Source organism: Bacillus sp. MUM 116 (genome assembly GCF_001866655.1).
Classification (GTDB): Bacteria; Bacillota; Bacilli; order Bacillales; family Cytobacillaceae; genus Neobacillus.
Genome location: NZ_MLYR01000003.1, coordinates 20,340 through 42,866 on the forward strand (window position 1 = coordinate 20,340; position 22,527 = coordinate 42,866).

General features: G+C 38.4%; 23 protein-coding genes. 2 read left to right on the forward strand and 21 right to left on the reverse strand.

Translation table 11 applies throughout. From position 1 onward, the window contains the following. The first annotated feature begins 14 nt into the window (after positions 1-14). A complete protein-coding gene (locus tag BIV60_RS00790; protein ID WP_071353845.1) occupies positions 15-2,693 on the forward strand; it encodes a PBP1A family penicillin-binding protein in 2,679 nt (892 codons plus the stop codon). A 21-nt stretch (positions 2,694-2,714) separates the two neighbouring features. Here BIV60_RS00790 and BIV60_RS00795 read toward each other — a convergent pair whose 3' ends face one another. From BIV60_RS00795 to BIV60_RS00880, 18 genes are all read right to left on the reverse strand, one after another. Continuing rightward, the gene (locus BIV60_RS00795) at positions 2,715-3,110 is read right to left on the reverse strand and encodes a YpoC family protein (protein ID WP_071353846.1); all 396 of its coding nucleotides are present in this window, start codon (positions 3,108-3,110) and stop codon (positions 2,715-2,717) included. Then, positions 3,088-3,756: an endonuclease III gene (gene nth / locus BIV60_RS00800; RefSeq protein WP_071353847.1), complete on the reverse strand. Its 669-nt coding sequence runs from the start codon at positions 3,754-3,756 to the stop codon at positions 3,088-3,090. Before nth ends, BIV60_RS00795 begins: the two co-directional genes overlap by 23 nt. Positions 3,757-4,005: 249 nt before the next feature. Then, the gene (locus BIV60_RS00805) at positions 4,006-4,710 is read right to left on the reverse strand and encodes a DnaD domain-containing protein (RefSeq protein ID WP_071353848.1); all 705 of its coding nucleotides are present in this window, start codon (positions 4,708-4,710) and stop codon (positions 4,006-4,008) included. 569 nt (positions 4,711-5,279) lie between these two features. Next, positions 5,280-6,470, reverse strand: a complete 1,191-nt coding sequence (locus BIV60_RS00810) for a pyridoxal phosphate-dependent aminotransferase (protein WP_256218257.1) — start codon at positions 6,468-6,470, stop codon at positions 5,280-5,282. A 28-nt stretch (positions 6,471-6,498) separates the two neighbouring features. Then, on the reverse strand, positions 6,499-6,972 hold the full coding sequence (locus BIV60_RS00815; RefSeq protein ID WP_071353849.1) for a cell wall elongation regulator TseB-like domain-containing protein: 474 nt from the start codon (positions 6,970-6,972) through the stop codon (positions 6,499-6,501). Between the two features lie 12 nt (positions 6,973-6,984). Beyond that, positions 6,985-7,155 (reverse strand): YpmA family protein, encoded by a 171-nt coding sequence (locus tag BIV60_RS00820; protein WP_071353850.1) that lies wholly within the window; start codon positions 7,153-7,155, stop codon positions 6,985-6,987. Positions 7,156-7,255: 100 nt separating this feature from the next. After that, positions 7,256-8,110, reverse strand: coding sequence for a ComEC/Rec2 family competence protein (locus tag BIV60_RS00825; RefSeq protein WP_071353851.1), 855 nt, complete (start codon positions 8,108-8,110; stop codon positions 7,256-7,258). An 85-nt stretch (positions 8,111-8,195) separates the two neighbouring features. Further along, positions 8,196-10,988: an ATP-dependent DNA helicase DinG gene (gene dinG / locus BIV60_RS00830; protein ID WP_256218258.1), complete on the reverse strand. Its 2,793-nt coding sequence runs from the start codon at positions 10,986-10,988 to the stop codon at positions 8,196-8,198. A gap of 133 nt (positions 10,989-11,121) precedes the next feature. After that, positions 11,122-11,505 carry an aspartate 1-decarboxylase gene (gene panD / locus BIV60_RS00835; protein ID WP_071353852.1) on the reverse strand — a complete coding sequence of 128 codons (384 nt, stop codon included), beginning with the start codon at positions 11,503-11,505 and terminating at the stop codon, positions 11,122-11,124. Positions 11,506-11,551: 46 nt separating this feature from the next. Then, positions 11,552-12,400 (reverse strand): pantoate--beta-alanine ligase, encoded by an 849-nt coding sequence (gene panC, locus BIV60_RS00840; protein ID WP_071353853.1) that lies wholly within the window; start codon positions 12,398-12,400, stop codon positions 11,552-11,554. Beyond that, complete coding sequence (panB, locus tag BIV60_RS00845; RefSeq protein ID WP_071353854.1) at positions 12,397-13,233, reverse strand: 3-methyl-2-oxobutanoate hydroxymethyltransferase; 837 nt, start codon at positions 13,231-13,233, stop codon at positions 12,397-12,399. Before panB ends, panC begins: the two co-directional genes overlap by 4 nt. A 399-nt stretch (positions 13,234-13,632) precedes the next feature. After that, positions 13,633-14,610: a biotin--[acetyl-CoA-carboxylase] ligase gene (locus BIV60_RS00850; RefSeq protein WP_071353855.1), complete on the reverse strand. Its 978-nt coding sequence runs from the start codon at positions 14,608-14,610 to the stop codon at positions 13,633-13,635. Further along, on the reverse strand, positions 14,595-15,794 hold the full coding sequence (locus BIV60_RS00855; RefSeq protein WP_071353856.1) for a CCA tRNA nucleotidyltransferase: 1,200 nt from the start codon (positions 15,792-15,794) through the stop codon (positions 14,595-14,597). The genes BIV60_RS00850 and BIV60_RS00855 overlap by 16 nt, the downstream gene beginning before the upstream one ends. Continuing rightward, positions 15,787-16,932: an N-acetyl-alpha-D-glucosaminyl L-malate synthase BshA gene (gene bshA / locus BIV60_RS00860; protein WP_071353857.1), complete on the reverse strand. Its 1,146-nt coding sequence runs from the start codon at positions 16,930-16,932 to the stop codon at positions 15,787-15,789. Before bshA ends, BIV60_RS00855 begins: the two co-directional genes overlap by 8 nt. Further along, positions 16,929-17,645, reverse strand: a complete 717-nt coding sequence (gene bshB1 / locus BIV60_RS00865) for a bacillithiol biosynthesis deacetylase BshB1 (RefSeq protein WP_071353858.1) — start codon at positions 17,643-17,645, stop codon at positions 16,929-16,931. Before bshB1 ends, bshA begins: the two co-directional genes overlap by 4 nt. Next, positions 17,635-18,051 (reverse strand): methylglyoxal synthase, encoded by a 417-nt coding sequence (gene mgsA / locus BIV60_RS00870; protein ID WP_071353859.1) that lies wholly within the window; start codon positions 18,049-18,051, stop codon positions 17,635-17,637. The genes bshB1 and mgsA overlap by 11 nt, the downstream gene beginning before the upstream one ends. 11 nt (positions 18,052-18,062) lie before the next feature. Next, positions 18,063-18,863 (reverse strand): 4-hydroxy-tetrahydrodipicolinate reductase, encoded by an 801-nt coding sequence (gene dapB / locus BIV60_RS00875; RefSeq protein WP_071353860.1) that lies wholly within the window; start codon positions 18,861-18,863, stop codon positions 18,063-18,065. After that, positions 18,850-19,212: a nucleotide pyrophosphohydrolase gene (locus BIV60_RS00880; protein ID WP_071353861.1), complete on the reverse strand. Its 363-nt coding sequence runs from the start codon at positions 19,210-19,212 to the stop codon at positions 18,850-18,852. Before BIV60_RS00880 ends, dapB begins: the two co-directional genes overlap by 14 nt. A gap of 178 nt (positions 19,213-19,390) precedes the next feature. Here BIV60_RS00880 and BIV60_RS00885 point away from each other — a divergent pair, with 178 nt between their 5' ends. Beyond that, the gene (locus tag BIV60_RS00885) at positions 19,391-20,263 is read left to right on the forward strand and encodes a YitT family protein (protein WP_071353862.1); all 873 of its coding nucleotides are present in this window, start codon (positions 19,391-19,393) and stop codon (positions 20,261-20,263) included. A 31-nt stretch (positions 20,264-20,294) separates the two neighbouring features. Here the strand turns inward: BIV60_RS00885 and BIV60_RS00890 are convergent, their stop codons facing one another. The 3 genes from BIV60_RS00890 to lhaT all read right to left on the reverse strand — a co-directional run bounded on the left by BIV60_RS00890 (position 20,295) and on the right by lhaT (position 22,501). Next, positions 20,295-20,978 carry a zinc metallopeptidase gene (locus BIV60_RS00890; RefSeq protein ID WP_071353863.1) on the reverse strand — a complete coding sequence of 228 codons (684 nt, stop codon included), beginning with the start codon at positions 20,976-20,978 and terminating at the stop codon, positions 20,295-20,297. A gap of 59 nt (positions 20,979-21,037) precedes the next feature. Beyond that, positions 21,038-21,832, reverse strand: a complete 795-nt coding sequence (ypjB, locus tag BIV60_RS00895) for a sporulation protein YpjB (RefSeq protein ID WP_256218259.1) — start codon at positions 21,830-21,832, stop codon at positions 21,038-21,040. Positions 21,833-21,907: 75 nt separating this feature from the next. Further along, entirely contained in the window at positions 21,908-22,501 is a 594-nt protein-coding gene (lhaT, locus tag BIV60_RS00900) for a lipoprotein heptaprenylglyceryl N-acetyltransferase LhaT (RefSeq protein WP_071353864.1), read from the reverse strand. Positions 22,502-22,527 lie beyond the last annotated feature (26 nt).

Consider the following 22,527-nt stretch of genomic DNA (forward strand, 5'->3'; position numbering starts at 1 on the left):
GGAAGGACTTAAAAATGGCTGACCAATATCAATCCAGAGAGGAGCGCCGAAAACAAAAGCAAACACAGGGCATACAAAAAACAAAGAAAAAACCGAAAGGGATTTTTAAAAAAATATTTTTAACATTAATTGCCCTTGGAATTGTAATGATTTTGGCCGGGGTTGGAACTTTTGCTTATTTAGTGAAAGACGCTCCCAAACTTGATCCAAAGGTTTTAAAAGATCCTATATCATCGAAGATTTTAGATATGAATGGCCACCTGCTTACTGAGATAGGCGCCGTTAATAGGGAATATGTCAATTATGATGATATACCAAAGCTTCTGGAGAATGCCGTCCTGGCTACAGAAGACTATCGCTTTTATAAACACCATGGAATCGATCCAATCCGTCTTGGCGGCGCTGTGCTGGCGAATATTCAGCATGGCTTTGGTGCCGAAGGTGGTAGTACCATTACCCAGCAGGTGATAAAAAACTCATTTTTAACACCCGAAAAAACATTAAAAAGAAAAGTGGAAGAAGTTTGGCTTTCCTATCAGCTTGAACAAAAATATACAAAACATCAAATTTTTGAGATGTATGTCAATAAGGTAAATATGTCGGAGGGCAGCTATGGGATGGCAACAGCTGCAGAAACCTATTTCGGGAAAAAATTAAAGGATTTGAGCTTACCGGAAGTTGCATTGCTCGCAGGAATGCCGCAAAGTCCCAATAATTACAATCCGTTTACACATCCTGACTTAGCAGAAAAAAGACGTAATATCGTATTATCCTTAATGCATCAGCACGGTTTTATTACAAAACAAAAAATGGAAGCAGCCATGAAGGTTCCGATAACAAAAGGCCTGGTAAAAGAAGAAAAACGCAAAATTGACGAAAAACCTTACGATTCCTTTGTTGATGCAGTAATTGATGAGGTGAAACAACAAGGAGATTTTGATATCTTTTCCGATGGGTTAACTATATATACAACAGTAGACCCAAAGGCACAAAAATATGTTTACAATATGCTGAACAGCAATGATGTTATTAATTATCCGGATGACAAATTTCAAGCTGGGATTTCCTTACTAGATACAAAAACGGGAGCCATTCGGGCAATTGGCGGCGGCCGAAACCAACAAGTAAAACGTGGTTTCAACTATGCCATTGATACGAGACGCCAGCCTGGCTCTACAATCAAACCAATACTCGATTACGGTCCGGCCATTGAATATTTAAAATGGGGAACGTATCAAACGATTGATGATAAACCGGTAAAATATTCAACAGGTCAAACCTTTGGAAACTGGGATGACCGCTATATGGGCAGAATGACCATTCGCACTGCATTACAATTATCTAGAAATACTCCTGCTGTTCAAACCTTACAGGATGTTGGATTAGATCGGGCTAAAAAATTTGCGAATAATTTAGGGATTCCCTTAAAAGAAATTTATGAATCCTATGCAATTGGCGGATTAAAAGATGGTGTATCACCTCTACAAATGGCCGGTGCTTATAGTGCTTTTGGTAATAATGGTTTTTATACTAAACCATACGCAGTCAATAAAATAAAGCTTCGCGATGGTACTGTCATCAATACCACTCCTGAAACAAAAGTGGTGATGAAGGATTATACAGCCTTCATGATTACGGATATGCTAAAAAGTGTCCTTCAATATCCAGGTACAGGTACGAGAGCAAACGTCCCTGGTCTTCATATCGCTGGGAAGACCGGAACAACGAATTATACGGATGAAGAAAGAAGACAATGGAATATCCCCAGCAGTTCTTATATTCCTGACGCTTGGTTCTCTGGCTATACGCCAAATTACACAGCATCGATTTGGACCGGTTATAAGGATCGTTCCACACCGATTGCACCAGGAGAAGGACAAAAAATTGCTCAGGATATGTTCAGGAATTTAATTTCCTATGTCTCTGAAGGGGAACAAACATCAGATTTTCCCGTTCCAAATAGTGTTCAGCAGGTAAGAATTGAAAAAGGCTCAATGCCTCCTGTATTGGCAAGCCAATATACACCGTCAAATATGGCGATCACGGAATATGCTGTTAAAGGGTATGCACCAAGCATAGTTTCGTCTCGTTATGATAAATTGGATTCACCTAGCAATGCCTCAGTAAAATATGATGAAACGAATAAACAATTAGTTCTTAAGTGGAGCTATAATGATAAATCTTCATCTAAAATACAGTTTGCAGTTACCGTCGATGATGGTTCCAAACAATCAAGCATAACAACTGACCAAAAATCGATTACGATTCCGAATGTCACACCGGGGGTAACCTATAAATTTACCGTTGTTGCTAACGACGGAAGTCGAACGAGTAATGCCGCTGTTGCAAGCTTTACCGTACCAAAAGCACCTGGAGAAACCACTCCTGGAAATGATAACGGCACAGGCACACCGTCTGATACCAATCCAGGTCAGGGGAACGGTCAAGGACAAGGTGATGGCACCGGACAAGGTCAGGGTACTGGGCAGGGTCAGGGTACTGGGCAGGGTCAGGGTACTGGGCAGGGTCAGGGTACTGGTCAGGGTACTGGACAGGGTCAGGGTACTGGACAGGGTCAGGGTACTGGACAGAGTCAGGGGAACGGTCAGGTAAATCCAGGTTCCACTGATCATAATACCGGTACAACTGACAGCGGAACTTCTGATCATACCACTGATCAGTCTGGAACATAAATACGAAAAAAGCGTCTTGCCTCATGGCTTAGACGCTTTTTTCATTATTAGTTTTTTGGCAAATAGCTTTTCTTGTTCAAGGAATAGTTCGGAAAGCTGCCGATAGGAATGATAAAGGCTGGGTCTTTTGAGGATAAAACCAAGCCTCTCACTAACATTAACGGGCTTATATCGTAAAGAATCAAGCGGGAAAGGTCCTTTACGAACAACCGCCATTTCATTCGAACAAAATAAATACTGAAGGAATAGGTCGATTCCCTTTTTCATTCTTACATTAATATTTTGCTTATCACGCACACGATAAAATTTCTCAAGGTCTGCTTTTACCTTTCCCCATTCCAAAATAAGGCTTGTAAGTTCTTGGCTTGGATACTCCCCGGGATTTTCAAAATCATTACGATTTTCCATTGGAAACATCTTTTGCCTTCCTCCTCTTTTTTCCTTCCCTGCATAACTCTAATAAAGGACATTCCGGACATTGCGGGTTTTGTGCTTTACAATGGTATCTGCCAAAAAAAATCAGACGATGATGGGTAACAGACCATTCCTCTGGCGGTATTTTCCTCATAAGTGTTTTTTCCACCTCAAGGACAGAATCTTTCCAGCGGCAAATACCAAGCCGCTTGCTAACTCTTTCCACATGTGTATCAACAGCAATTGCTGGTATTTTATAAGCAACAGAAACAACCACATTTGCGGTTTTTCTTCCAACCCCGGAGAGTTTTGTCAGCTCATCCCGGTCCATCGGAATTTCCCCATTATATTCTTCTAAAATCATGCGGCACAGACTTTGAATATTTTTCGCTTTGTTGCGATAAAGGCCAATCGAACGGATATCATTTTGCAGTTCCTCCAGTGGAACACTTAAATAGTCTTTGGGGGTCTTGTACTTTTGAAAAAGGTTTCTTGTTACTTTATTGACAAGCGCATCTGTACACTGGGCAGATAATGATACAGCAATGATTAATTCAAATGGATTTGAATGGTTTAATTCACAATGTGCGTCAGGAAACATCTCGCCCATTTTGTCAAGACAGTAGCGTATTTGTGTATTATTCAGCAAAACATTCACCTACTTAAACATAAATAAGAAAAGCGCAAGCGCCTTGATCAGCCCCGACAAGTGCTGAAGGGCCTGGCGGTGAAGTCGTTCTTTGACTTCATCGCCAGGACCGAAGCAACCTAGGAAAAAAGCAGTTCATTTTTTCCCTCGAGGGGCTAGGCGCTGGAGCTGGACAATTCTCAAGGAAGAAAATTTTATACTTTCTTTCTTATAAAAACAAACGAGAGAAATTTCTCTCGCCAATGTGATTTAATTCTCGAGCCAATTGTAAAATGGAACTGTTGGAGGCTGTTCAGAATCATCATGACTATCTTTTTTATTTTGCAGTTGTTTATTGCGAAATTTTCGACCATGATTTTTTGCCTGATCAATTGTTTTAATTCCATTCTTCTTCCATTCAAATAATATCCGATCAATATAACGAAAATTCAATTTGCCTGACATAACTGCTTCCCGTAAAGCAGCTTTAATGATTATCGGGTCATGATGGTCATCATCCATCCACATTGCCAATGATTCACATTCGAATGGCGATAGCGGACGGCCAAATTCCTTTTCAAAACATGTATAAAGGTCTGTTTCTTCAGTTTTTTTACTTTCTTCATCCACATGTTTACTTTTTATTAAAAATTGCTCAACCAATTTCTCAAGCAGCGGTGTTACTGAATATTTTTCAAATCGAATCCCGTCATGTGAATATTCGTCCATAATTTCAATAAATCCTCTTTGGATTAGTCTGCGAAGCAATTCATTGCACTCTGCTATGGAAACAGTCATACGGGAGGAGAGTTCATCAGGGGTTGGAAATTGATTTCCTTTTTCAATAAAAGTCATAATATTTAATAACAGAACCAATTCGTATTCGTTTAAGTTTAAATTTCGATACTCTGAAAATAAAATGGCCGGGACAGTAATCGTACCTTCCTGAAGCCAAGAAATAATCGTTGATTTCATATTAGACACCTCAAGACTAAGTATACCATGAACAGGCCAAGTGAGTAAGAGTATTAGAAAACCAACATTGGTAAAGAAAACTAGAAGTTAGAAAAGCGCAAGCGCCGTGATCAGCCTCAGGCATAGCGCAAGACAAGCCGGCCAAAAGGTTGTTATTTAACCTTTTGGCCGGCTTGTGACCTCGAGGGGCAGGGCGCTTGCGCTGGACAATTCTCGAAGCCGAATTTTATACTTTCTTATCTCATAGGCTCTGTTATAACTGAATGTTGATTTCACTGTGTTTGAAAAATAAACGGTAAAATTCCGTTTAAATTGGGAAATACCCATATTTCCTTAAAAATAAAGGAAGTTTTTCCGTTTATATTATCCAAATCTTTGGATTTTGACTTATTTAGAGCAGTTAATCGGAATATCTCCGCTTATTATCAGCTTCTTAAGCTTCCTCTATATACATAGCAGGAAATTCTCCGCCTATGAATTCTCATACCTATACGAAAATCAACAATGAATAATAACACAGCCATCTCATAAAAAAAGTCTGCATTTGCAGACTTTTTTCATCATTAAGACTATCGATCACGCTTTGATTCAACAAATTGGCGCATTCTCGCAACTGCTTTTTCTAATAAATCCAATGATGTTGCGTAGGATAGACGAATATTATCAGGAGTTCCGAATCCTGAGCCCGGAATTACGGCAACTTTTGCCTCTTCAAGCAATGCAGCAGCAAAGTCATCCACATTATTAAATCCTGTAATCTCAGCTGCCTCCTTCACATTCGGATATAGGTAAAATGCCCCTTGTGGTTTTACACAGGAGAAACCTGGAATGGAAACTAACTGATCATAAATAATTTCCAGTCTTTGTTCAAAGGCTTGACGCATCTCTTCCACTGGTGCCTGAGTACCGTTATAGGCAGCAATAGCCGCATATTGCGCTGTTGTTGTTGGATTAGATGTACTATGACTTGCTAGGTTTGTCATCGCTTGGATGATCTGACTGTTACCCGCGGCATAACCAATTCTCCAACCAGTCATGGAGTGCGATTTTGACACACCATTAATAATAATGGTTTGTTCCTTTAGTTCAGGCGATAACTGGGCAATTGAAATATGTTTATTGTTTCCATAGACAAGCTTTTCGTAAATTTCATCCGAAACAATCAAGATATTTTTTTCCAAGCAAACTTTCCCTAATTCCTGAAGTTCTTCAGCAGTATAAAGAACACCGGTCGGATTACTTGGTGAATTAATGATAACAGCTTTTGTACGATCTGTTATGGCACCGGCTAACTGGTCAGGAGTAATTTTAAATTGATTTTCTTCTTTACCATCAATATATACCGGTACCCCCCCTGCAAGCTTAACCTGTTCAGGATAGCTAACCCAGTAGGGAGTTGGAATAATTACCTCGTCACCATCATTTAATAGTACTTGGAAAAGGGTGTATAAAACATGTTTAGCCCCATTTCCAACAATAATTTCATTAGCTTTATAAGAAATCCCTTGGTCTTTCTCAAATTTTTCAATAATCGCTTTCTTAAGTGCAGGTAAGCCTGCTGATGGAGTATATTTTGTATGGCCGGCCTGCATGGACTCCGTGGCCGCGTCTAAAATGTGCTGCGGTGTATTAAAATCAGGTTCACCAGCACCTAATCCAATAACATCTTCACCTTGTTCTTTTAATTCTTTTGCTTTTGCTGTTATCGCTAATGTTGATGAAGGCGTAAGAGCCAACACCCTATTCGCAAGTTTTACCAACTTCTTTTCCTCCATTCTCAAAACTATACTAAAAGTTTTCAATTTTTTTTAGCCATTCACCTGTATCAAAGTGAACGTAGTAATAATTTATTAAATTATTTTTTGAACGATAATAGATTTCCCATAAAGGGATATTCTTTTCCATACCTAAGCGGACGGAAATAATTTTTTCAGGGCTTTTTTCTTGTAAAAGCTTTTTAATTGCCTGATCCTTTGTTAAACCTGCATTTGCTTTTCTAACAATTACTTGCTTCGATTTTTCGGGAACCCATACGATGATTTTTTGACCGTTTTTTGCTTTTCCCTCTATAACACTAACTGTATCATTTCCATGATAGACATGAAAATCGTCTACTTCTTTAATGGCAACCGTTTTCTTTGCAAGTGTAAGGGCTTTTTTTTCCGCAGAATTGATCGGTTCTTGCGCTTTTACATAAACTTTAATCAATAACCCTGTAAAAAGTAAAACAACGACTACAATGCTTAAAATCCATTTTTTCACTTTATCACTTCGCTATGTACGATAAATGGTAAAAATCGCTTTATTTTTATCTTCTTGATCAAGGGCTAGTCCAAACATGAGATCTTTTTCCTTTAATGTTCGATTAAGGGCATCGACTATTTTATATAAATCCGGACCATGCTGGATTTTAACCGTTGATAAGACTTCAATTTTGCTCTCCATATCCTGCCTCCCTCATTGCCAAATCAGAGAACCCTTCAGAACTCTTCACCTATTATAACAGGTAAGCACGTATTCATGCCTTAATTTAGCCAGTATTAGATTATTTTTTTTCATCCCCTTCAACCGGGATGTTAAAAACCTCATAGTTGGACTCTGTAAATTTAATGGTCATAGTTCCTTGTTTCTTCGTAAAGTATACTTCGGACCAAGAATCCTGCAGATCCTTTATAATATTTATATCCGGTGATTTTTTTTCTGTTGAAAAAAGAATTGAAATTTGCGGATTAACAGCATGAATTAATTTTTCAGATAAAGAATTGTCTTCTTCCATCGTTGGAACCTTAAAGATATTGATTTCACCAAGACTTTTTCCCATTAATGTTTGCTGTGCCTTTTGACTATATGATGTCATAAAAAAGAGGCGGTACTTATGAAATCTTAGTGTAAAATCTAAGCCCTCATCCTTTTCTGCTCCTGCAAATTGAACGTTGGCCATTACATCCGGCAAAATCTGCTTCGATGTCCCTATACCCCAAACTTTAATGGGAATTAAAGTGGTTCCCTGGAAATGGGCAGATAATTGATTTGCAATTTCACGCGTTGTCACAATTTCTTTGATAAAGTATTTTGAAATTACATGATTAATTTGAGAATCATTTAAACTTTGTTTATTCGTTAACATTAAAGTGGTTATTTCTTTAACTCCAAAGAACCGAAGCCATTCATCAAGTTCAGCTTCCGTGCCCTCCCCACCTGTATTCACTAATATATTTTCATCATTGGGACCATGGATAAGGGTTGCCTCCCCGTTTGTTAACCCTAAAAAAGACACGGCCATTTCGTGTTCTTTTAATTTTAAATCAATACTTTCGAAATCATCCGGAATTAGCTGGTAGGCAAACCCCAATGTCGTGTTTTGTATAAATAGAGTTAGCAGGATTAGTAAAACTCGCAAACACATTCCCTCCCCTAAATCATTTATAGGATGTGTAATTTTACCAATATTTATCCCGCATAACCAATTTGTCAGGTTTCATATTTTATAACCAATTATTAATGGCCTCAATAAGCTCATCAATATTTCCTTTTTTGATCGGAACAGCAGGAATAGATTTTAGAAAGGCATTTCCATACTTCGTGGTAAGAATCCTTTTATCAAAAACGATGACGATTCCCCTGTCTGAAGCAGTACGGATCAAGCGGCCAAATCCTTGTTTGAAACGAAGTATTGCCTCAGGCAGAGAATATTCCGAAAAGGCATTTCCCCCCCGCTGGGTAATATATTGGCACTTCGCCTCCGTAAAGGGTTCATCCGGCGGACTAAATGGGAGCCTAACAATAATTAAGCAGGATAAATCCTCTCCGGGAATATCTACACCCTCCCAAAAACTGCTCGTACCTAATAAAATCGCTTTATCATAGCGCTGAAAATTTCGCGTTAGCCTTGTTCTGCTTCCGCTTGTAATACCTTGTGCAAAAATCGCATAATCGCTTAAAAAACCACTTTCTTTAATCAATTCATATGTCTTCTTCAACATGTCATAGGCTGTAAATAGAATTAGCATTCTTCCCTTGGTTGCCTCTGACAATGAAATAATATGCTCCGTAATCGCTACAACATAATCATCCAGCGATACCGAATTGATTTCAGGTAAATCCTCAGGAATCAATAACTGGACATGATTTCCGTATTCAAATGGAGAAGGAATGATCATCGTTGAGGCAGATTGAAGGCCAATTTCTTTTTTTATATAATCAAATGAATGATTGACCGTTAATGTTGCCGAAGTCACAATAACACTTTTCTTCTTGTTAAAAAATTTTTCCTTGAGTGAAACTGCAACAGACGCTGGTTTGGCTATAAAGGATGTCACATTCTGTGGAGACCTGTAATCTACTTCCATCCATTTTACAAACTCTGACTTTAGAATAAAACAAGCTTGAACAGTATTTTTTAATTCCTCCAATTCATGAAGGAACCGGATCATATCTTCGATTAGACTTATTTGCTCATGTGTTAGTTTTTCTTTCTTTTTAATAACCCTTGCTAATCTGTCTGACAAAGCTGAATGCAAATCCTTAAGTAAGAATGCAAACCTTTCTGCACTATGAACAAGTGCTGACTTCTCTTTTCCTTGAATATCGTCAGAAAAACGCACCTTTGTCCGGGAGAATCCCTTTTTATTACCGCCCAACTTCTTGGCATATAGGGCAATCAGTTGAAAAAATTCATCCATTTCGTAAAATAAATCCGTTACGAGCTGATTTAATTCAAAAGTTTGCATCAAGTTTCCCTTATGTGATTCCTGCAGCAGCTCCTCAAAATGATAAAAAAGCTGCTTTTGATCATAATGGCCAAATTGGCTTAACAGCATCCTTGTGGCCAAATAATCCAGGGTAAAGCCAAAATACTGACTGGCCACTTTCTCAAAATGATGTCCTTCATCAATGATACAGTAACCAAAATCAGGCAGGATAATACCGTTTGTGGAAAGATCACTTAATAATAAGGAATGATTGGTAATAATTAAATTTGCATATTTCGCGGCCTTTTGTGCCCGCTGATAGTAATCCTTTTCGAGCCATTCATTAGATGGTGAATAAGCACTGTGTTCGTTTTTTATTCGATTCCAATAAAATGATCCACCACTGGCGAGATTTAGTTCATCTTTATCCCCTGTGTCTGTTTCCATTAGCCAGACAAGAATTTGCATTTTCGTTAAGGTTGTATCGTAATTATCGTTTTCATCCAATAAGGTGTCATTGAATTTCTCCAGGCTTATGTAGTGGTGTCTTCCTTTTAAAAGTACTGAATTGAATGTAAACGGAAGCATCTTCTCAAGCAAGGGAATTTCTTTTTTAATAATCTGCTCTTGGAGCTGAATGGTGTGGGTACTCACCACGACGGGCTGCCCGATTTGCTTTGAAAAAAATATACTTGGCAGCAAATAACCGAGTGATTTACCTACCCCTGTGCCTGCCTCAATCAACAAATGCTCTTGTTTTTGAAATGCATGATAAATACCATCCATCATTGCAAATTGGCCTGTCCGATTTTCAAAGTTTTCAAAACCATGTTTAACCATTTCGATTTTTTTAGCTTCATGTTCGGGATATTGGAGATATTCCGCTTCAGTCTCTATGGATCGTATCGGCTGCATTTTTTTTAATGCAAGTCCGTTAAACATTTCTAGCCCTGCGGGTAAAACATCTAAAGTGATATCTTTTTCAACAAATAATTCGTCCAACAATTGCTGCAAATCACTTTTAAGGCCGCCAGATAGCTGTGAAAGCTGTCTTAAAGTTGAAATAGGCATAGATGCCAATTTTTCAAGCAAAATAAGAAAAAGTTCCGCCGTTACCTCTGCGTCACTATCAGCTTGGTGTGGCCGGTCATGTTGTAAATTTTCTTTTTCGGCCAAATCTGACAACTTATAGCCGTCCGCAGTTGGATATAAGATTCTTGCCATCTCTACCGTATCTAATACAGACCCGTAAAATCCCTCAAATCCGGCGACCTGTAATTCTTCCTGAAGAAATGACAAATCAAATAATACATTATGGGCAACAAAGTAAGCCTCCTCAAGAATCTGGGAAATCATCGGGGCGATCTCCGAAAATTCTGGGGCATCCTTTACCATCTCATCATTAATACCAGTTAATTCTTCAATAAAAACCGGTATGGGCTTTTTAGGATTAACCATTGATGAAAACTTTTCCGTGATTATACCGTTTTCAATGACCACCGCAGCAAATTGAATAATCCGGTCTCCTTTTTTTGGGAGATTCCCAGTGGTTTCCAAATCTATTACAACATATTTATTTTCCAACATTATTCACACCTCAAACTTTTCCTCATTAAAAACGGTATCACAAAAAGGATAAAAGAAAAAGAATTCATTTCCCGTGATTTAAAACTATTATATAAAAACAGATAAAAAAAGAAAAATCCCCGGAGATGGGGATTTACATCACTGTTAACGCAGGTTCGGCATGTATTAATTCTATTATTTTGTTTTTTTCATCCATGATGGCAACCTTTGGTCTATGTTCAGACAATTTCTCCTCTGAAACGATTGCATAGGAAATTATAATGACAATATCTCCTTTTTGGACAAGACGTGCCGCCGCACCATTTAAACAAATTACACCACTGCCACGCTCACCGGGAATAATGTAGGTTTCCAGACGTGCACCATTATTATTGTTAACAATTTGCACTTTTTCATTTGCAATCATCCCAACTGCATCCAGAACATCTTCATCAATAGTAATGCTGCCTACATAGTTTAAATTCGCTTCTGTAACGGTTGCACGATGGATTTTTCCATTCATCATTGTACGAAACATGATTGTTCTCCTCCTGGTTATCTTGGTGATTTTCTAATACTACAGATTATTTAACTTCCAAGATGAAATTATCAATCAAACGAACATTTGTAAAATATACAGCCAACGCGATGATGAATTTCCCCTCTAATCTTTCTAAAGGATGTAACTCTGGATAAGACAGGATTTCTACATAATCAATGCGTCCATTGCTTTCAGAAGTAATCATTTCCTTAATTAAGCTGATTAGCGACTCAGGGTTTCTTTCTCCCTCATCTATCGCCTTTTTCGCCTCTTGCAAACTTTTATAAAGAACAATTGCCTGTTGTCTATCTTCAGGAAGAAGGTTTACGTTTCTTGAGCTTTTCGCGAGTCCGTCTGTTTCACGTACAATGTCAACCGGGACTAAATCTGTTGGAAAATTTAGGTCTGAAATCAATCCTTCTACAACTGCAACTTGCTGGGCATCCTTTTTCCCGAAATAGGCCCTTGTCGGCTGCACGATATTAAAAAGCTTAGACAGCACTGTTGCCACACCGTCAAAATGACCGGGACGGGATTTGCCGCATAAAACATCCGTACGCTCTTGAACTACTAAGGTTACGGATGTGGAATGCGGATACATTTCCTCAACAGACGGATGAAAAAGAAAATCAACACCTTCACATTCAGCTAATGCCCGGTCCCGTTCAAAATCACGGGGATAGGTCGCAAAGTCTTCATTTGGACCAAACTGTAGTGGATTTACGAATATGCTCAACACTACCAGATCATTTTCTTTTCTTGCTTCTTTAATAAGACTAAGATGACCCTCATGCAAAAAACCCATGGTCGGGACATAGCCGATTGATTTTCCTTGTCCCTTTTGTTTTAAAATCTCTGATTGCATTTCTATTACAGTTGTAATGACCTTCATTGTTTTCCTCCATAAAGACCTTGCAGTTCTTCTTCTTTCATCGTAAAAGAGTGCTGCTCTTCAGGAAATTTGCTTGACTTAACCTCATAGGAATAGGCTTCGATTGATTCGGTAATAAATGGATCTAAATTTGAATATTTTTTAACAAACTTAGGCACCCTGTCAACACCATAGCCCAAAATGTCATGGTAAACAAGAACTTGTCCATCTACTTCAGCCCCTGCACCAATACCAATAACGGGAATATTCAATTCTTTTGCAATTTCCTGTGCAAGCTGCTTAGGAACACATTCTAATACAACAGCAAATGCTCCTGCACGTTCACATTCTTTTGCATCTTCCAGCAGCTTAATGGCAGTATTGGAATCTTTTCCTTGCACCTTATAGCCGCCCAAAACACCAACTGATTGTGGTGTTAACCCTAAATGGGCACAAACAGGAATTCCTGCTTTGGTTAGGACTGCTATTTTTCCAACCACATCATCTGCCCCTTCAAGCTTAACTGCATGTGCACCAGTTTCTTGAATCAATCTGCCAGCATTTTTTAATGTCTCATTTACCGACAAATGATACGTTAAAAATGGCATATCAACGACGATAAATGTATCTTTTGCTCCACGTTTAACTGCTTTTGTGTGATGAATCATGTCGTTAAGTGTCACAGGAATAGTAGAGTCATAACCAAGAACAACCATTCCTAATGAGTCACCTACCAAAATGATATCTACCCCCCCCTGTTCTGCATGTTTTGCGGAAGGGTAATCATAGGCTGTTAACATGACAATTTTTTCTTGATTTTGTTTCATTTTCAGAAAATCAGTGGTTTGCTTCATCATCATACCTCCTTTTATTAGGAAGAGGTGATTAAACGTAAGAGTAAGAAGAAAAGCGTAAGCGCCTTGGTCAGCCTCAGGCATAGCATAAGACAAGCAGGCGAGAAGGTCGTTCTTTAACCTTCTTGACGGATTGGCTTATGACCTCGAGGGGCTAGGCGCTGAAGCTGGACAATTCTCAAAGTCGAGAATTTTTTACTTTCTCCTAAAATAAAAAGATCCTTCTGAAGGCAGAGAGGATCATGTTACTCTTTTCTTGTTCATCCCTCTGTCCCGGTCCGATACATCGGATCTAGGCAGAATCCATTTTTATGTGTTTTTTCTAATGTTGGTGCAGTTCAAGTAGATACCGCCCAATCGAATTATAACAAAATATCCGAAATATGCAACTAAAGATTATTAAAGCTCAATATCAGCAGAATAAATATGCCGTGTGACTCCTTTTTCATCCTCTAAAAGTAATACACCGTCATCGGTTATTCCAAGAGCTTTTCCTTCGATTACATCTGTTAAAGTCCTGGCTTTTAAATTTTTGCCTATACTTATAGCATAGCTTTCCCATAATAGTTTTATCGGTGAAAATCCTTTTTCTAAATAAAGGTCATACCATTTTTCCATGTACATAAAAATACTTCTTATTAATTCAGCACGTAATATGGGTTCTCCTTTTTCAATCAAAAGAGAACTTGCTGTCTCCTGAAGTTCTGGCGGGAAATCATCCTTTTTTTGATTCACATTGATGCCAATACCGATTATTACAGAGTTTATCCGGTCTGCTTCTGCTTGAAGCTCCGTTAAAATGCCGGTCACTTTTTTTCCATTCAATAAAATATCATTTGGCCATTTTATTTCCGGATTTAATCCGGTAACCTCTTCTATAGCCTGTACAACCGCAACTGCCGTTAATAGTGTCAACTGCGGGGCCTTTATTAAAGGGATATTCGGCCTGAGAATTAGGCTCATCCAAATTCCTGTAAATTTCGGAGAATGCCATTTTCGATCCATTCTTCCCCTTCCGGATCGCTGTTCCTCTGTTATGACCGCTGTTCCCTCAAGAACATCTTCGTGTGCAAGCCGATGGGCAATTTTTTGAGTGGACTCCACACTTTCCTCATAATGTATATTTTTACCGATGTACTCTGTTTTTAACCCAAGCCTGATTTCATCTGGAGTTATCTTCTCAGGTGTTTTCAAAATTCGATACCCTTTTCGTCGAACCGCCTCTAATTCAAAGCCTTCCTTACGCAATTCTTCCACATGTTTCCAAACAGCTGTTCTGGAACACCCGATTAATACTGCCAATTGTTGTCCTGATAAATAGGATTCGCCAGCATTTGTGAAGGCATCCAGCAATTCTTTTCTTATTTCTGATTGCACTCCATTAGCCACTCCTTGATTTTGTTTTTTTCATTCAAAATTTTTCCTTCTACAACCGCACGTTCGATGGCTAAAAGCGAATCTTTTAACCATGGTCCGGCTTTTTGGTTGTACCATCCTAGCAAATCATTCCCCGTGACCACCAAGTCTCCCTTATCCTTTATAGGGAGATTGTCGTAAAGTTTCAGTAACTGGTTGATTATATGAACCTCATTTATTCCGTTTAACACCTGATAAAGTTTTTCAACTGAAACAATGGTTTCCCGTTTTGCTAAATATAATTCATAAGGCTCCCAGTCTTTGTTGAGCCGTAACTTAAGAAAAATGATGATTTGTTGGATTCCCCTGATATCTTTAATGGCCATTCGCCAATTTCTTAAAAATTGTTCAATCTCTTTACCTTCGATATTCAAGCAATAAAGCAGTATCGCCCACATTTCAAATTTAGAAAGATTGTGCCAATTAAAATGAAGAAGGTTATTCAGAGGCTCTCTCCCGTTTGTTAAGCCTGGCAGGTAAAGGTATAGACCAGTCTCAACCATTAGCTCGATTGCTTCCTTGCAATTTGGGCCAATTAGAAGTTTTTCAAACTCTGTCCGTTTCCTTTCTACAGCAATTTTACCAAGCAAGGGAGCAAGTTTATTCAATACTGCCATAGTTTGCAATTCAATTGAAAAGGATAGCTGGCTCATGAAGCGGACTGCCCGCATCATACGTAGTGCATCCTCTTGGAATCGTTCCTCTGCTATTCCTACCGTTTTAATAATTTTTTCCTGAATTGATTTTTGGCCGTCAAATGGGTCAATTAAATTTCCGCTTCGATCCATTGCGATCGCATTCATCGTAAAATCCCTGCGCTTTAAATCATCTATAAGATTCCGAATAAACGAAACGTCTTTTGGCCTTCGATAATCCTCATATTCCGATTCTGTCCTAAATGTTGTAATTTCATAGGAGTTATTCCGAAATAAAACAAGAATGGTTCCATGTTCGATTCCAACATCAACTGTTTTCGAAAAAACCTGTTTCACTTCCTCCGGAGTTGCAGAGGTGGCAATATCCACATCACTAATTGGCTTCTGTAAAAGAAAATCGCGGACTGATCCCCCGACAAAATAAGCTTCGTAACCGGAATCTTCTAATTTTTTAAGGACAGGCAATGCAGACAAAAAAGGTTCAATCATACAGTTCACCTTTATTCAAAAGCTTAAAATACAATTGCTCATATTGTTTAACCACTTTATTGGCATTAAATCGACTTTCAACAGTTTCCACTGCCCTTAAGGAAAACTTTTCATGAAGATGTTTATCTTTTAAAATTTTTATCGCTTTATTGGAAATATCTTCAATATCCCCTAATTCGCAGATGAATCCTGTTTTATCATGTTCAATAACTTCGGGAATACCGCCAACATTTGTGCCGATACAGGGAACACCACAAGCCATTGCTTCGAGTGCGACAAGGCCGAAACTTTCCTTTTCAGATAATAATAGCATTAAGTCGCTAATGGAATATAATTCTTCAAGGCTTTCTTGTTTACCTAGGAAAAGTACCCGGTCCTCCAACCCTAATTTTCGCACAAGCTTGCAAACATTCGTCATTTCTGGCCCATCTCCGACCAATAATAATTTTGCTGGCAAAGTACTCGAAATTTTTGCGAATGTTTTTACGACATCCGGCACCCGTTTAACGGCACGAAAATTTGAAACATGAATAATAACTTTTTCTGGTTCTTTTATTTGAAATTCGGTTTTTAAATGAAATGCATCACTTTTTTGATAGACACGCTCATCGATAAAGTTATAAACCGTTTCGATTTGTTTATCCGGATTAATCAGTTCATAAGTTTGACTAATTAAAGCATTTGAAACAGCAGTGACAATGTCCGATTTTTCAATGCCAAATTTTATCGCTTCAGTCAGAGATGGATCATATCCTAGAACAGTAATATCTGTTCCATGTAATGTCGTAACAATCTTAAATTCCTGATGGCTCATTTGTTTCGCCAAGATTGCACAAACCGCGTGTGGAATTGCATAATGAACATGCAAGATATCCAGTTTTTCGCGATTAGCCACTTCGGCTATTTTACTTGCTAATGCAATATCATAGGGTGGATATTGAAACACAGAATATTGATTTACCTCAACCTGGTGGTAATAAATATTATGGTACATCCGATTTAATCGAAAGGGCACGCTTGAAGAAATAAAATGAATTTCATGCCCTTTCTCTGCGAGCATTTTCCCAAGCTCCGTTGCAACAACACCCGACCCACCAACTGTTGGATAGCAGGTAATACCAATTTTTAGTTTTCTCATTGTGTTTCTCCCAATAAATCATAATCTACGAGAAGAGGGATTTTTGTCTTGTATCCCTCTGCAAATGGAACCCCTACAAGTTTTCCAAACATTTTTTCCCTTGCCTGGACTGTTTCAATGTATCCGTTTGTAAGCGGCGTATCAACAGTCTCTTCCGTTCGTTCGAATTGACTTTTATAAGCCCTTAGAGCTTCAAATTTTTTATCGATATGTTCCGATATATCAATCGTAAAATCCGGCTTGTGGAAACCATTAATCATATAGAAATACGTCCTTTCAACCCGATGCGGTGCTTCGTGTTGATTTGTTTTAAATTTGCGGATTCCTGCAGAAAAAACAGCCTCCTCAACAAGGCGTGCACAATTCCCATGATCCGGGTGCCGATCTTCAAAATAGGGAGCAAATACAATTTTAGGTTTCAATAGACGAATGACACCGGCAATCATTCTTATGTATTCATCGGTTAAATACAACCCTCTATCAGGCATGGATAGTGACGTTCGATAGGTCACACCAAGGATTTCAGCTGCAAGTGCCGCTTCTTTTTTCCGTAGCTCCACCGTTCCGTTTGAGGAAAGTCCAGCATCGGTTAAATCGCAAATCCCGATCCGTTTTCCTTCCTCTGAAAATTTAGCAATCGCTCCGCCCATGCCAATCTCTACATCATCGGCATGAGCACCAAAAGCGAGAATATGTAATGGCTTATTTTCCATCAGTCTCACCATTTTTCATCACATTTCTCCATTCAAGCAGTCCCTGGTCCAATCCGCGGATTAATAATTCTGCAGAGCCCATATTAGTCGCAAGCGGAATCGAATAGACATCGCAAAGCCGGACAAGTGCCGTTACATCAGGCTCATGTGGCTGTGCGGTCAATGGATCGCGAAAAAAGAATACAGCATCCATTTGATTTTTTGCAATCATCGCACCAATTTCCTGATCGCCCCCAAGTGGTCCGGATTTAAATCGAGTCAATTCCAATCCCGTTGCTTCGCTAATTCTTAAACCGGTAGTTCCCGTTGCAAATAAGGTATGCTTGGAAAAAATGGTTTGGTAGGCCGTAACAAATTGAACCAATTCATTCTTTTTTTTATCATGGGCAATTAAAGCGATATTCATATCCAGGACTCCTATTCTAAAATATTTTCCAGACCGTACACAAACGTTTTTAGGTTCATCACTGTTTCAACTGCCACTTTCACCCCGGACATAAAAGAAGCGCGATTGTATGAATCATGTCTTATTGTCAAAGTTTGTCCATCAGAGCCAAATAAAACCTGCTGGTGAGCAACTAGACCTGGCAATCGAACAGAATGAATATGCATTCCATCAAAATCAGCACCTCTTGCCCCTGTAATTGTTTCCTTCTCATTTTGGTGACCTTGTGTTTTTGCTGCTCTTACTTCGGAGATCATTTCTGCTGTTTTGACAGCTGTACCGGATGGCGCATCAAGTTTTTGATCGTGATGAAGTTCAATAATTTCAATATCTGGAAAATATTTTGCCGCCATTTGCGAGAACTTCATCATGAGAACAGCACCAATTGCAAAATTAGGGGCAATGATGCATCCTAGTTCTTTTTCATTAGATAGTTTCTCTAGTTCTTCTAAATCACTTTTAGTAAATCCCGTTGTTCCAACAACTGGACGAACGTTATATTGAAGTGCTGTTTTTGTATGGCGCATACCGACTTCCGGTGTGGTAAGGTCAATTAACACGTCTGCTTCAATGGTTTGCAAGCAGGTTTCAAGACTTCCAAAGACAGGAACCTGGTTCGGAACATGAAATCCTATATCATTTAACTGTTTCCCATCAAATTTATAATCAACAACACCTGCCAGCTCAAAATGCTCTGTATTTGTTGCCAGTATGACAGCTTCGCTCCCCATTCTTCCGCGTGGTCCGGCAATAATCACTTTAATTGTTTTCATTTCCTTCATCCCCATTTCCAGAATCAATTCTTGTCCAGCGATTTTTATCTCTTGTATTAAATTTTTTCATAACATAATCATGAGCATCTTCTAGTTCAATATTTAAAGAGTTAGCGAAACAAATCAACACAAATAATAAGTCGCCTAGCTCCTCTTCAATCGCTTTTTCCGTTTCACTGTCCTTTTTTGGCTTCTCACCATAAAAATGATTGATTTCCCTGGCAAGTTCACCTAATTCTTCTGTCATCCTTGCCAGCATTGCTAATGGACTGAAATAGCCTTCTTTAAATTGGCTTATGTATTGATCGACCTCGATTTGCAGGTCCTTCATCGACTTCCCGTTCGACATCTTTTTCACCTCTAATAAAGTGTCTTACTGCTATTCATAGTAGCTAAAATAACGCTATTTTACAAATATTTTTGCTGAAGTTGGGAACTTTCAAATAGGATTGCTCTTCCAAAAGTAATCAGATATAATAAAAAACATTGAAATAAAGAAAAATATTGGTAGAAATGGGGGAGTTTTAATGATTTTTGGCCTTAAAATCAAAAATATCCTTTTTATATTGGTCGGAACCGCCATTTTATCTTTTGGCCTTGTCAATTTTAATATGCAAAATAAATTGGCCGAAGGTGGCTTTACCGGAATTACACTTCTATTATACTTCTTATTTAAATGGGACCCATCCTATACAAACCTTATTTTAAATATTCCCTTATTTCTAATTGGATGGAAAATACTAGGGAGAAATGCATTTATCTATTCTATTATTGGAACAGTGGGCGTGTCGATTTTTTTATGGATTTTCCAGAGATTTCCGATTAAAATGCCTCTTGAGCACGACCTCACATTGGCAGCCTTATTTGCAGGTGTTTTTGCAGGTATTGGGCTGGGTATTATTTTTCGGTCAGGTGGAACAACAGGTGGAGTTGATATCATTGCCAGACTTGTCCAAAAGTATATTGGCTGGGAAATGGGCAAAACGATGTTTATGTTTGATACTTGTGTGATTATTTTATCACTGCTTACATACCTAAATTATAAACAAGCTATGTATACATTGGTAGCCGTTTTTGTTGCTGCAAAAGTCATTGATTTTATCCTGGAAGGTGCTTATGCTGCCAGAGGTGCGATGATTATTTCAGAAAAAAACGAAGAAATTTCCAAGAAAATTATGGAGGAAATGGAAAGAGGAGTAACTGCTTTAAGAGGTTATGGCTCCTATACGAAAAACGACCGGGAAGTTCTATATTGTGTTGTTGCCAAAAATGAAATTGTCCGATTAAAAAATTTAATAACGGCCATCGACCCGCATGCCTTCATTTCGGTCTCTATTGTTCATGATGTTCATGGGGAAGGATTTACATTAGATGAGAACAAAATGCCAATAGTTGATTAAAAAAACAATGTCCAATATGGACATTGTTTTTTCAATCATCATTATTCCGAGTCATTCCTGTATATATCAGCACGAGTCTTAGTAATTCTAAAACAGCTACGGCTGCTGCGGCAACATAGGTTAGCGCTGCTGCATTGAGAACTTTACGTGTTTCCTTAGCTTCATCATTGCGAATTAAGCCTATGGAAACGACTTGTTTCATAGCCCTGCTCGAGGCGTCGAATTCGACCGGCAAGGTGATCAATTGAAACAAAACAGCTGCCGCCATAAAAATAATTCCTAATAGCAGCATCCCGCTCAAATTAGCCAACATCCCAATCATGATCAGGATCCATGAAAAATTCGAACCAATATTAGCCACAGGTACGAGGGCATGGCGAAATCTTAGAAAAGCATATCCTTCTGAATCTTGAATGGCATGCCCACACTCATGAGCGGCTATAGCTGCTGCAGCTAGTGAATTGCCATGATAGTTTTCCGGTGATAACCGGACCGTTTTTGTCCTTGGATCATAATGATCACTTAAAAAACCCTGACCTTGTTCAATTCCTACATTATATAAACCATTGGCGTTTAAAATTTCCCTGGCAACCTCCGCACCAGGCCGATAGGAAGCGGATGATACTTGTGAATATCTTGCAAAAGTACTTTTAACCCTTAGCTGAGCCCATAAAGGAATCAAGACAATAATTGCAAAATATACTAGGTAAAACATAGTGAACCTCCAATTTTTACTCTTGTTGACTATCAGTTTACTGTTGCCGAATCAATTCGTCAATTTTTTTGATCCCTGGAGCGTCCTTTTTTCATTTCCTTATCACCTTTATATTTTCTCCACCCAACATACGATAATGTTGCAATGATGATGCTTCCTGTTGAGATGATTACCCACCACAAAGATGGATCTGCTTCATCATCATCCATATTTTCAAAAAGATTTTTTAAATCCGAATCCAATCCATCCAATTCTTTTTGGCTTTTTGAATCACTTATAATCTGGGAACGATAATCATCAATAAAATGAATACGAGCATCAATCTTTTGAATATTCTCTGCAGTTACATCCACTTTCATACTAGGATAGATGATATTGTAGAGGGAAAGAAAATGATTAAAATTGGAATAAAAATTAGCGGAATCACCATTATAGGCTGCTTGTTTGGCTTGGTGGAAGACAGTCATAATTTGATCTTCCATTTCTGTCCAAAGTGGTCTATGACCTGTAGCAATTGCATCAATGACTAAACGAAATTTCATCAATTTATTAATTCGTTCCTCATATTTCATATCAGGGCTGGCCGCAGCTTCCAGCGCTTCATCATGGGAAGCATTAATAATTCTGAGCTTGTCCACCGTTAATGGCTGCTGACTACCCGAAAGGCTTGAAAATTGATCAGAGAAATAATTAAGTAGTTGTTTTGCATCATCATATCTATGAAATTTCACCATTTGAAGTGCTTCATCAGAGATATCATCAAGCTTTTCCATTGGCGATGTTTGCTCAGCATATACATTTATGGGAGCGAGCAGCAAAACCATTGCAAATAATATAATCCATTTAAATTTCAACCCTTGTCCCTCCCTTTCATTACTAATAAAATGTATGAATGGGTGGACAGGGATAGAACAAATTTTTAATGTTGCTTATTTTATTTCAAGTTTATAGTGGTTGGGGCGGATACATAAATAATATGCGATCCCAATTGACAACATGGAAAGCCAAAATGTAAAGTATCCAATTTCAGGTATGTAACGATCTAACATTTCGTATCGCGGTAGCATGAAAAAGACATAGTCAATGACATCATTATGTAACGTCCAAATGGCCGCAACAATCAAATGCCACCATTTTATCCGATAAAACGGAGCATATAAAAGTCCTTGAACAGCCATGGCAAAATGCGAGAAAATGAGCATATAACCCGCCCAACCTAATTCTCCTTCAACAAAATATACGAGTATATTCATAACTACTGCCCAAATTCCGTATTTAAAGAGGGTTACAATTGCCAAGGCTTCAATCAATGGCCAATTTTTTCTCATTAAAAAAGCGATTAAGACAATAACAAAAAATAAACTTGCAGTTGGACTATCAGGAACAAAAATTAAGAATATTGTCGGTGTTTCTTTCAATTGCCATCCATACCAATAATAACCATAAATAGTTCCAACGATATTAACAATCAGCAACAGTTTAAGAATCGAGCGATTTCCCAGCAGAGGATAAACCCATCCCACCTAATTTCCCCCTTTGTCATAAGATG